The 11,757-nt window shown below is 30.3% G+C and carries 9 protein-coding genes, 1 other RNA gene and 1 pseudogene; 8 read left to right on the top strand and 3 right to left on the bottom strand.

The genetic code is table 11. From position 1 onward, the window contains the following. The first annotated feature begins 1 nt into the window (after window position 1). The 8 genes from galU to AANAER_RS11690 all read left to right on the top strand — a co-directional run bounded on the left by galU (window position 2) and on the right by AANAER_RS11690 (window position 8,530). Entirely contained in the window at window positions 2-838 is an 837-nt protein-coding gene (galU, locus tag AANAER_RS11725) for a UTP--glucose-1-phosphate uridylyltransferase GalU (RefSeq protein ID WP_044417577.1), read from the top strand. A gap of 55 nt (window positions 839-893) precedes the next feature. Continuing rightward, a complete protein-coding gene (gene zwf / locus AANAER_RS11720) occupies window positions 894-2,357 on the top strand; it encodes a glucose-6-phosphate dehydrogenase (protein WP_044417579.1) in 1,464 nt (487 codons plus the stop codon). Further along, window positions 2,350-3,039: a 6-phosphogluconolactonase gene (gene pgl, locus AANAER_RS11715; protein WP_170218442.1), complete on the top strand. Its 690-nt coding sequence runs from the start codon at window positions 2,350-2,352 to the stop codon at window positions 3,037-3,039. Before zwf ends, pgl begins: the two co-directional genes overlap by 8 nt. Further along, window positions 3,036-4,856, top strand: a complete 1,821-nt coding sequence (gene edd, locus AANAER_RS11710) for a phosphogluconate dehydratase (RefSeq protein ID WP_129082062.1) — start codon at window positions 3,036-3,038, stop codon at window positions 4,854-4,856. Before pgl ends, edd begins: the two co-directional genes overlap by 4 nt. After that, a complete protein-coding gene (eda, locus tag AANAER_RS11705; RefSeq protein WP_129082061.1) occupies window positions 4,853-5,476 on the top strand; it encodes a bifunctional 4-hydroxy-2-oxoglutarate aldolase/2-dehydro-3-deoxy-phosphogluconate aldolase in 624 nt (207 codons plus the stop codon). Before edd ends, eda begins: the two co-directional genes overlap by 4 nt. 15 nt (window positions 5,477-5,491) lie before the next feature. Next, window positions 5,492-6,757: a glucose-6-phosphate isomerase gene (locus AANAER_RS11700; protein WP_129082060.1), complete on the top strand. Its 1,266-nt coding sequence runs from the start codon at window positions 5,492-5,494 to the stop codon at window positions 6,755-6,757. A gap of 76 nt (window positions 6,758-6,833) precedes the next feature. Beyond that, a complete protein-coding gene (locus AANAER_RS11695) occupies window positions 6,834-7,334 on the top strand; it encodes a restriction endonuclease (RefSeq protein ID WP_129082059.1) in 501 nt (166 codons plus the stop codon). A 206-nt stretch (window positions 7,335-7,540) separates the two neighbouring features. Beyond that, window positions 7,541-8,530: a hypothetical protein gene (locus tag AANAER_RS11690; protein ID WP_129082058.1), complete on the top strand. Its 990-nt coding sequence runs from the start codon at window positions 7,541-7,543 to the stop codon at window positions 8,528-8,530. Window positions 8,531-8,602: 72 nt separating this feature from the next. On the opposite strand, the gene AANAER_RS11685 is transcribed toward AANAER_RS11690, so the two are convergent. The 3 genes and pseudogenes from AANAER_RS11685 to ssrA form a co-directional block, all read right to left on the bottom strand. Beyond that, entirely contained in the window at window positions 8,603-9,820 is a 1,218-nt protein-coding gene (locus AANAER_RS11685) for an IS256 family transposase (RefSeq protein WP_129083082.1), read from the bottom strand. Window positions 9,821-9,876: 56 nt separating this feature from the next. Further along, window positions 9,877-11,127: pseudogene (locus tag AANAER_RS11680) on the bottom strand (tyrosine-type recombinase/integrase). 177 nt (window positions 11,128-11,304) lie between these two features. Continuing rightward, window positions 11,305-11,703: a transfer-messenger RNA gene (ssrA, locus tag AANAER_RS11675) on the bottom strand. Window positions 11,704-11,757 lie beyond the last annotated feature (54 nt).

Genomic DNA, 11,757 nt, shown 5'->3' with positions numbered 1-11,757 from the left:
AATGATAAAAAAGTGTTTATTCCCGGCAGCAGGTTACGGAACAAGATTCCTTCCTGCAACTAAGGCAATGCCAAAAGAGATGTTACCTATTTTAACCAAACCTTTAATTCAATACGGTGTTGAAGAAGCTATGGATGCAGGATGCGATGTAATGTCAATTATAACAGGACGTGGTAAAAGAGCAATTACGGATCATTTTGATATCTCTTATGAATTAGAACATCAAATTCAAGGTTCTTCAAAAGAAAAAATGTTGGCTGATATCAGACATATAATTGACCAATGCACTTTTACTTATACAAGACAAAATGAGATGAAAGGTTTAGGCGATGCAATTTTCAAAGGTAAAGTATTAGTAGGGGAAGAAAACCCTTTTGCCGTTATTTTGGCAGATGATCTTTGCGTAAATCCGGACGGTGACGGAATCTTAACGCAAATGGTAAAACTTTATGAAAAATATAAATGTTGTATTGTAGCTTGTATGGAAGTTCCAAAAGAGGAAGTTCATAAATACGGAGTAATAGAGGGAAATAGAATTGAAGAGGGTGTTTATATGGTATCAAATATGGTTGAAAAACCTGATAACGATAAAGCTCCGTCAAATTTGGCAGTAATAGGAAGATATGTTTTAACTCCTGATATTTTTGATGTTATTCAAAATACAAAACCTGGTAAAAACGGTGAATTACAAATTACAGATTCTTTATGCTCTCAAGCAAAAAAAGGGATGGTAATAGCATATAAATTCAAGGGAAGAAGATTTGACTGCGGTTCGGTTGACGGCTTTGTAGAAGCTACAAACTATTTTTATGATTTAGAGAAGAAAAAAGCAGAATAATAATCAAACTGTAACTTTTATTCTCTATAATCAGTTAAAGAAAAAAGAGTAAAAAATGAGTAAGACAAACAATCTATGTGACTTCATTCTATTTGGCGGGCATGGAGATTTGGCATTTAGGAAACTAATGCCTGCTCTTTACCATCTTTGCAAAGATGGATATTTAGCTGAGGATAGCAGAATAATAACAGTCTCCAGAGCTAAATTTTCAGCCCAAAAACACAAAGAGCTGGTAAAAAACAAGTTAATAGAGTTTTTACCCAAAGAGAGTTATACCCAAGAAGATTTTCAAAGATTTGAAAAAAAGTTATATTATGTTCAAGTAGACTTTCTAAACAGTAAAGGTTATGAAACTTTAGAAAAACTTTTAAATGAATATGAAAAAAGAGATAGAATAAATTATCTCTCAACTTCACCCAAATTTTTTGCAGGAATTTGCCAAGCTTTAAAAGAGTACAAACTTATAACTTCAAATTCCAGAGTTGTTTTAGAAAAACCTTTAGGAAAAGATTTAAGCTCTTCCCAAGAGATAAATAAAAAAGTCTTAGAATTTTTTAAAGAAGATCAAATATATAGAATAGATCACTATTTGGGAAAAGATACCGTTCAAAATATTATGGCGTTAAGATTTTCAAATAGACTTTTTGTTCCTCTTTGGAGTTCAAATCATATTGATCATATTCAAATAACGGTTGCAGAAAGCGTAGGAGCCGAGGGTAGATGGGAGTATTATAACGAATACGGTGCTATGAGGGATATGATCCAAAACCATCTTTTACAGCTTCTTTGTTTAATTGCTATGGAACCTCCTTGTTCTCTTGATGCAAACGATATGAGAGATGAAAAACTAAAAGTTCTAAAAAGTTTGAGACCTATTAGCCGTTCTGAAATAGCTTCAAGTACGGTTAGAGCCCAATATACAGCAGGCTCTTCTATGGGAGAATCGGTTCTTGGGTATTTAGACGGAGAGATAAAACAAAGCAATACGGAAACTTTTGCCGCTATAAGAGTTGATATTGATAACTGGAGATGGAACGGAGTTCCTTTTTATATAAGAAGCGGAAAACGTATGCAAAAAAGAAACTCGGAAGTTGTTATTCAGTTTAAAACCATGCCTCACTCGATTTTTGCCGAAAATAATTGTTGTACTCTTTTAGATAACAAATTAGTTATAAGATTGCAGCCTCAGGAGAGTATTGAATTAAGACTTATGAATAAAATTCCCGGACTTAGTGAAACAATGCAGCTTCAAGAGGTAAACTTGGAACTTAATGCTCCTGACACTCACAAAAGAAAATCAGATGCTTATGAGAGATTGATTTTAGACGTAATAAGAGCAAATCCGACACTTTTTATGAGATTAGATGAGGTTGAAGCTGCTTGGAGATGGGCTGATCCTATTATTGAAGCTTGGGAAAACAATTTAGTTCCAATGAAAAAATATACAGCAGGAACAGACGGACCGACTGCTTCTATACAGCTGATTGCACAAGATGGAAGAAGTTGGAACGATGAATAATTTTAAATCCTTTAGCTCAAATGAACAACTCCTTGAAGAGTTATGTTCACATATTGTTTCAATTTTACAAGAAAGCATTGAACAAAACGAAAAAGCAACGCTTCTTGTATCAGGTGGAAATACTCCAAAACCTCTTTTTCAAAAACTTTCAACTGCTGATATATCTTGGGAAAAAGTAACTGTTGCTTTAGTTGATGAGAGATGGCTTCCTAATACAAATAAAGATAGCAATGAGTTTCTAGTAAAGCAAAATCTACTTCAAAATTTTGCCTCAAAAGCAAATTTTATAGGTATGTATAAAGAGAATAAAAGTGCAGATGAAGCCCAAGAAGAGTGCTCTAAAACTTATGAAAAATTGACTCCTTTTGATATAGTTGTTTTAGGAATGGGAAATGATTCTCATACGGCTTCACTTTTCCCAAATAATGAAAAACTAAAAGAAGCCTTTGATTTGGAAAATAAAAATTTGTGTATTTCAATTACTCCTGCAACAGCTCCTTATGAGAGGATGAGTCTTACTTTAGGTGCAATTTTAAGTGCAAAAAATATTATTCTTCATATTCAAGGAGAAGAAAAACTAAAAGTTTATGAAAAAGCTTTAGTCTCAACAGATATTTATAAAACTCCTATAAGTGCAGTTTTAAACAATAAAAAAACAGATGTGGAGGTTTACCACTCATGAATAAAATTATAGAAGAAGTAACAAACAATATAACACAGCGTTCACAAAAAAGTAGAGAAATCTACTTGTACAGAGTTAAAAAAGCAAAAGAGAAAGGAAGCAGCAGAAGAAATGTAAGCTGTAGCAATTTAGCCCATGCGGTTGCCCCTTTAAATAAAAATGAAAAAGACTCTATGATCTCTATGAAAAGTCCTAATATGGCAATAATCACAGCCTATAACGATATGTTGTCAGCTCATGAGCCTTATAGTGTTTATCCTTCGCTTTTAAAAAGAACTCTTTTCTCTTTAGGTGCAACGGCACAAGTTGCGGGAGGAGTTCCTGCAATGTGTGACGGAGTAACTCAATCTCAACCAGGAATGGAACTCTCACTTTTTAGTCGTGATAATATCGCAATGGGGACGGCAATAGGACTTTCTCACAATGTTTATGACGGTGCCTTTTATCTTGGGGTTTGTGATAAAATCGTTCCCGGACTTTTAATAGGAGCCTTGACTTTTGGACACCTGCCTGCTGTTTTCGTTCCAGCAGGTCCTATGCCTTCAGGTATATCAAATGCCCAAAAAGCAAAAATAAGACAAGAGTATGCTTTGGGAAAAGTGGGAAAAGATAAACTTCTTGAAGCAGAAACCTCTTCTTATCACAGCAGCGGAACCTGTACTTTTTACGGAACTGCAAACTCCAATCAAATGCTTTTAGAGATGATGGGATTACAACTTCCTAACTCCTCTTTTGTAAATACGAATACTCCTTTAAGAGATGCTCTAACTCAAGAAGCTGCAAAAACACTTTTTACTTTAGTTGAAAAAAAAGTCTCACTTGCAGATCTTATTACTGAAAAAAGTTTTGTAAATGCAATAATCGGACTAATGGCAACAGGTGGTTCAAGTAATCATACTATTCATTTAATAGCAATGGCAAAAGCCGCGGGGATAGTTTTAACTTGGGATGATTTTGATGCTATTTCCAAAGTTATTCCTCTTTTATGTAAGATGTATCCAAACGGAAGTGCAGATGTAAACTCATTTAGACAAGCAGGAGGAATGAGTGTAGTAATATCAGAGCTTTTAAATGAGGGTTTAGTACATAATGATGTAGAAACGATTGTAGGAAAAGGGCTTGAAAATTTTATTGTTGAACCTAAACTTCAAGATAAAAAAGTAATCTTTGAAAAAACAGAAGCAATCTCAAAAGACAAAGAGGTTATTTCAAGTATTAAAGAGCCTTTTTCAAAAGAGGGTGGATTAAAACTTCTAAAAGGAAACATCGGAAGAAGCGTTATAAAAACTTCTGCTTTAAAAGAGACTCAAATGTTTATAGAAGCTCCTGCTATTGTTTTTGAATCTCAAGAAGAGTTGCAAGAAGAGTTTAAAAAAGGAAATCTTGAAAAAGATTTTATAGCAGTTGTACGATATCAAGGACCAAAAGCAAACGGTATGCCTGAACTTCACGGACTTATGCCTCCTCTTGGGGCTTTACAGGATAAAGGTTTTAAAGTTGCTATTTTAACCGACGGAAGAATGTCGGGAGCTTCGGGAAAAGTTCCTTCTGCAATTCATTTAAGCCCTGAAGCTTCCAAAAATGGAATCATAGCAAAAATAAAAACAGGAGATAAAATAAGATTTGATATTCAAAAGGGTCAAATAGATGTTTTAATAGATATTGAAGAGTTAAATAAACGAAAAATAGAAAAAATAGATTTATCAAAAAATCATTTTGCAGTAGGAAGAGAACTTTTTTCTACCATAAGAGATAATATAAGCAGTGCAGAAGAGGGTGCGTCAATTTTTGATTTAGTAGGAAAGGAGAGAGGATGACGGCAAAAGAAGTAATGGAAATATCTCCCATAGTTCCGGTGATTGCAATAGATGATGAAAAAGATGCTCTGCCTTTGGCAAAAGCTTTACAAAAAGGCGGAGTAAATATTATGGAGGTAACTTTAAGAACAAAAGCCGGATTAAAAGCAATAGAATTAATCTCGAAAGAGCTACCCTCTATGAATGTTGGAGCAGGGACGGTTTGCAATGAAGAAGAACTAATTCAGTCAAAAAACGCAGGTGCAAAATTTGTTTTTTCTCCGGGAATCTCAAAAGAGTTAATAGATGCTTCAAAAAAACATGATATAACTTTAATCCCAGGTGTTGCAACTGCAAGTGAAGTAATGCTTGCCCAAAATAATGAAATCTTTTATTGTAAACTTTTCCCTGCAAAAATCAGCGGAGGAGTTGATATTTTAAAAGCTTTTCAAGGACCCTTTTCTAAAATGAATTTTTGTCCTACAGGAGGAGTAAATTTAAATAATTTAAATGATTTTTTAATCTTAAAAAATGTACTATGTGTTGGTGGAACTTGGTTTGTTCCTAAAGATGCAATTTTAAACAATGAATTTGAAAAAATAACACTACTTTGTAAAGAGGCTTTAGATAGTTTAGTATAAAAGAAGGGGAAATATATGCTACATTTTGAACATAAGTTTGACGCAAAAATCGGAAAAAGAGCAGAAGAGAAGATTGAAGAAGTATTCAAAGCAATGCAAAAAGAGAGGGACTCTGGGAAAATCGGTTATTATGATTTACCTCAAAACGGCTTTGATTTATTAAAAGAGGTAGAAGATTATAAAAAGAAAAATTCACTTTTAAAAGAGAATTCAATCAGAGATGTAGTGGTAATAGGAATAGGAGGTTCTTCACTTGGAACAAAAGCAGTTTATGAACTCTTAAAAGACCAAGTAAAAACAAAAAAAAGATTATATTTTTTAGAAAATGTTGATCCGCTTGATATCACAAGAACATTAAAAAAAATAAATAAAAACAAAGCACTTTTTATCGTGATTTCAAAATCGGGTTCTACAATTGAGACAACCTCTATTTTTAAATATATAATGGAAAAATATAAATTCTCTTTTAAAAACAAAGAGGATATGAAAAAGTTTATAGCAATAACGGATAAAGGTTCAGCTTTATCAATGTTAGCCGATAAAAACGGAATAAAACAGTTTAATATCCCTCTAAATGTAGGCGGAAGATTTTCTGTTTTATCAGCAGTTGGAATAGTTCCTTTGTCTTTGGTTGATATAGATATTAAAGGAGTTCTAAAAGGAGCTAAAGAGTTTGTAGACTCTTTTTTTGAAGAAAAAGAGAATAATCTTTTAGACAAAGCATACTTTTATTCAAAATCGGCAAAAAACTTCCCTATAAACGTAATGTTTACATACTCTTCTTTATTTAACTATTTTAACCAGTGGTATGTACAACTCTGGGCAGAATCATTAGGAAAAATAAATAAATTTGGAGAAAACGTAGGATTAACGCCGATTCATCTAATAGGTTCAGTTGACCAACATTCATTTTTGCAGTTAATAATTCAAGGGCCTAAAAACAAAACAGTAACAATAATAAAAATAGAAGATTTTAAAAAACCTGTAAAAGTTCCGAAACTAAGTTTAGATTTTCTTGAAAAAGTTGATTATATAAACGGACATAAGTTTAACAAACTAATCAATGCAGAGTGTGAAGCCACATATGAAACAATAGTTGATGAAAATATACCCGCAGATTGTATAAGTTTGGATAAAATCACGGCTGAAAATATAGGAAGTCTTATTTTATATTATGAACTGTTGACTTCTGCTGTAGGACAATTTTTAGAAATAAACACTTATGACCAACCGGGCGTTGAGTTTGGAAAAATAAAATTGGTTAAAAAATTTACGAAATAGAATATTTTCTATTTTGTATTTTTGAAAATTAATCCTTAGTTTAATATAATTATATTTATTATTTAAAGGTATAAATATGATTAGCACTTCACAAATCTTATCCCAACTTTCTACTCTTTTCCCTCTTTTACTCTTAATCTTAGTAATAGAAATATTTTTTAAAAAGTTATCAGCTCAAGTAAAAAAAAGAAGATATACAAATCTTATGGAAAAAAACAGATTAAAAGGTCTTGCATATGAGATAAAGTGTGGAAAATATTATGAAGAACAAGGCTATGACGTAGAATATTATGGAATTAATAAAGGCAAAAAAGATGCAGGAATAGATCTTATATGCAGAAAAGAAAATCAAATAAAATTATTAGTGCAATGCAAAAACCATAAAGGAATAAAAAGTATAAATCACGAGAATGTAAAAGTATTTCATAGTAACGCAATAAAATTTATTGATTTGAATAATATAGAAAAACAGCTTGTCAAGTTAAAATATGCCGTTCCAAATCAAAATATTTTAGATAATTCAGCAATAAAAGTATTTCAAGATAGATATTATAACTGTAGATATGAAATAATTTAAGTATTTGACTAGAATTGGTATATGGTGGAGGTGTCCGGGATTGAAGATATCATATTTAAGGACTTTTAATATGAATATATCATAAATACCCCTAAAAGTACCCCCTAAACTTTTTAAATTAAATAACAAATTATATCTATCCTTGAATTATTATATAAATTATTCAGTTAAATGATAATATCATCTATTATTGAAAAAGGATAAATATGTTAGAAATTGGTAAGGATAAACAACTTTATACAATTAAAAATGAAAAAATTATTAAGCTTGATGAAAATGATTTAGACAAAATTAAAGAAATTTTAAAAAAATTTGAAATTGAATTGTCTCAAGAAAATCCAGCTTTGAAGTTTTTATATAGAGGAGAGAATTTAGAAAAAATAAAATCTAAACTTAATTCTTCAGGTTTAGATGAAACTTTTTACAAGGTTTTTAAATTAGGAGAAAAACCTAATAGTTTATTTATATCTTCTAATAAAAATAATTCAAATGAATTATATAGAGTTGATTGTGTTAATGATGATATGTTCAGAGATATTTTTAATAAAATTAATAAAATTTTGATAAATGAATCTACTCCTAAATTAAAAAAATTTATTGAGAATAATAAAGAGTTTGATGAATATTTTAAAGATTTAGACAATATTGAAGATTTTATTGAAAAAATTAATTTATCAAATGCTAAGCTATTGTTAAAAGATTATTATATGGCTTTTTTACACACTGAGGGTAATATTATCCATGATAAATCATATTTTTTATCTACTTCGGAAAAATTTGATATAGCAAAAAAATTTAGTTTAAATAGTAATCCTGATAATCAGATAGTTTTTGGATATTTTATAAGTAAGCCTTTTTTACTTTATGGAATTTTTCATAAAAACAAAGGCTATCTAACAAAACTAATTAAAAAGTGTAATTTAGTTTCTTATTCTGCTTTACATAAAAAGGAAGAAGAATTCAGTATAAGAGGAGGATTTTTACCTCATTATATTTTATATGTTAAACTTAAAGAGAAAAGAAAAGAAAAATATATAATTAATCCTTTTATTTTTGTAGATGAATATAATGTAGATACAAATTTAAATGAAGGTTTTCCTGTAGATCAAGAGAATTTTATAGATGAGATTAGGGAAACAAATTATAATGGTTATATTGAACATAATGATGGTGGAATAACTCAGAATGATTTATAGTTAATGGATGATTAATTAATATTAATCGAGACTGTTTAAAAATCTGTGTCAAGTAACTAATTGTAACTAAAGTTACACCTCTAAAAAATCATCTAACCTTCCCTCGAAAAATATTGCTAACTGAGAGAGAGTTAGATTCCAGTTTCTAACTGGCATTGTCCATTTTTCACTTGCATTTTGTATCCCCATATATAATAATTTTAATAAAGAATTTTCATTTGGAAATGCTCCTTTTGTTTTTGTTAGTTTCCTAAATTGTCTATGAACAGACTCAATAATATTGGTCGTATAAATCACTTTTCTAATTTCAGGTGGATACTTAAAATAAACAGATAGATTTTCCCATTTATTATGCCAAGATTGAAGTACAATAGGATATTTTTTACCCCATTTCTCATCAAGTTTTAGAAGTTCGTCTTCTGCTATCTCTTTTGATACTGCTTGATAAACAGGTTTTAAATCTTTCATAAATTCTTTATGGTTTTTAGAAGCAACATATTTCATTGAATTTCTAATTTGATGAATAATACATAGTTGTACTTCTGTTTTTGGAAATATTGTTTTTATTGCTTCAGGGAAGCCTTTTAAACCATCTACACTTGCAATAAGTATATCTTGCAATCCTCTGTTGTTTAAATCACTTAAAACACTAAGCCAGAAGTTTGCACCTTCACTCTCACTTAGATAAAGTCCAAGTATCTCTTTTTTACCATCTAAACGAAGTCCTAAAACAGTATAAACTGCTTTTGACACATATTTACCACCATCCTTGATTTTATAATGGATTGCATCTAACCATACAAAAGGATAAATTGTTTCTAATGGTCTACTTTGCCATGCTTTTACTTTATCAATAATCTTATCCGTAATTGCACTTATTGTTGCAGTTGATAATTCTACTCTATATATCTCTTCAATATGTTTAATTATATCTCTATAGCTTAATCCTAAGCCATACATTGAAATTATTCTTTCTTCTATTTCATTTGAAATTGTTGTTTGATTTTTCTTTACTAGTTGTGGTTCAAAAGATCCTGCTCTATCTCTTGGTGTATTTAGTTCAAATGTTCCATCTGTTGATTTTATTGTTTTAGATGTTTTACCATTTTTCCTATTCTTATTTCCTGATAATACATCATCTTTTATATGAGATTCTACTTCTGCTTCTAATGCAGCTTCCACTAATTGTTTTACTAAGGGAGCAAGTACACCATCTTTCCCACTTATTTTTTTACCAGCTAAAAGTTGTTGAACTGCTTCATTAAAATCAAACTCTGTTTCTTTTTTCATTGTCAATCCTTGATATTATTTTATCAGATTGACACAGAATTTTTAACACTCCCGACTTATATTAAAATATGATTTCTAGTTCTGATTATATCTAAATAGTTTGCATACCATTCAATTAAAATTCTCATACTCTCTTTATAAGAAGCCCTATTATAGGCATCTTTGATTTTATTTCTTTCTTTGTGTGCAAGTAGGGCTTCAATAACTTCTCCTGTAAATTTGTGACCGGCTTCATGATTTGCATTTTCATAAGCTATTGTTGAAAATATACTTCTAAAACTATGAGGTACAAACTCTTCTTTTGAATAACCCATTCTTCTAATAGCTGATATTAAAGTATTGTCACTCATAGGTCTATTTTTATCTCTTAAATTTGGAAACACATATTTGCCATCACCTGAAAATTGTTGTACTTCTTCTAACATTTATATAACTTGTTTTGGTAATGGCAATATAAATTCTGTTTTTGTTTTCATTTTATTTGCAGGAATTGTCCACTCTTTTTTATCAAAATTTATTTCAGTCCATTCCATATGTCTTATATTATAACTTCGAACAAATACATAAGGAAGAATTTTAAGAGCCATTTTAGTTGTATAATCCCCTGAATACTCATCAATAGCAAGAAGTAATCCTTTTATATCTTCTTCTTTTGTAAAAGTAGGGTAGTGTTTTTTTTCAGTTTTTCCTATAATATTTTTTTGTTCAATATCAATAATTATATTGTGTGGAACATACTCTAAAGTAACTGCATATTTATATATTTTATTTAGTAACATATATACTCTATTCGCAGTTTCATTAATACCTTTATTTTTTAAATCTTGCAATATCTCTATAATATCTAGTCTTGTAATATCTTCTATTGATTGATTTTTTATAAAAGGATAAACATAGTTTTCTAGTGCTTTTCCTAATTTGGTATGATAGTTTTCTGAAACTTCTGACTCATAATTATCTAACCATTCCTGAGAGACTTTATAAAATGTATTTGTCTTTTTCTCTTCTTCTATTTTAATTTCTTCTTTTTTTTGTCTCTTTTTTTCATTTGGGTCAATACCTTTAGCTATTAATGATTTGTATTCTTCTCTTAAATTTCTTGCATCTTTTAAAGATATAGTAGGATAGATACCTAAAGCTACTGTTTTTTCTTTATCATTAAATCTATATTTTAGTCTCCATCTTTTTCCACCAGTTGAAGCAACTAATAAAAAAAGACCTCCACCATCAAAAAGTTTGTAATCTTTTTCTTTAGGTTTTGCAGATTTTATTTCAGTATTTGTTAGAGGAACAGTTATTCTATCCATTGTCAATCCTTTAAGGGATATATTAAAAAACTATATTTTAAATTTTTACAAAATACCCCCTTAAATATATTCCTATAACTTTTGGATTTGATAAATATAGATTGGATTATGATAGACAAATATAGTTATAGAAGTATTATTATATGGTATTTAATAAGATTTTGTTAGATTGTTATATGGTGGAGGTGTCCGGGATTGAACCGGAGTCTTAAAACCTCTACTACCAGCGTCTACATGCTTAGAAGGGTTGAAAAATTTCACTTTAAAACAGCTCAGCCCGCAAGGCAATTTTAAAGCTAAGATTTAAGATTTCTCAAAAAAGGGCAATCAATCCTTTTAAGATAATCTATCTGGGTGAATCCACTATAACCTGCATAGATAGAATCTACAGAGTGAACCTCCAAGGTCTCAACCCGTTAGGGGAGTCCTTTATAAGTTGTTAAACTTACGCAGCTTTAGCGTAAGCTGGAGCGTAATTTGTATTATTTGCGTCTAAAAAAAATGAGCCGCTTAACGGCATGCTCAGGCCGACATGCAACTGATCCTCAAGGCTCTAATCGATACCATGTCACCCCCATATGAAATGAGTTTGGAATTATATCAAAACTAAAGTTCTTTTTCAAGTCCTCT

The organism is Halarcobacter anaerophilus (genome assembly GCF_006459125.1).
In the GTDB taxonomy this organism is placed as follows: Bacteria; Campylobacterota; Campylobacteria; order Campylobacterales; family Arcobacteraceae; genus Halarcobacter; species Halarcobacter anaerophilus.
This window is presented reverse-complemented; position numbering and strand designations above follow the sequence as displayed.